Annotated in this window: 1 protein-coding gene; it reads right to left on the bottom strand. The window is 47.1% G+C overall.

The window, feature by feature from the left end; translation table 11 throughout:
- On the bottom strand, nt 1-522 hold a 522-nt coding region (locus R7Q48_RS30945), incomplete at both ends, for an MlaD family protein (protein ID WP_318134236.1).

Here is a 522-nt window from a genome sequence, read left to right as displayed (position 1 = left end):
CTAATCCAAATGAGTTGTCAGAAATTAGGCGAATCGCGATAGATTTTTCTTGCTGTTGATTAAATACGTTTTTGCGAATTGCAGTGAAGCGGCGAGAGCGTTCGCCGTCGCCAGGAACGATAGTGAGGAAGTTTCCTCTAACTAGGTTTGCAATGTTTTCGACACCAGACAACGACACTTTCGCTTCTTCCAAAACAAAGCGAGTGCCAGTGGTAAGCATGTCACTGAAAGCAGGCTGAATTGCTGCTGACGCCAAAATGACTTCTCGTCCTTCAGAAAGGCTTAAGTCGGTGACCTGACCAATTTCAATGCCACGGTACATGATTGGTGCACCTTCGCTGCTGACTTTATTGTCGTCAGGTAGAGCAATTTTGATCGCAATGCCTCGACCTGCTGTTTTCAAATCTTTATATAAGCGGAACTCGGTATTTTCTTCCACTGGTTCGCCATCGTCCGGGGAGTCAACGGCGATAGCGCCACCAAGTAGGGCACTCATGCTTTCTAAGCGTACGTCAACGCCTT

This window comes from Vibrio sp. 378 (assembly GCF_033339435.1).
This window is presented reverse-complemented; position numbering and strand designations above follow the sequence as displayed.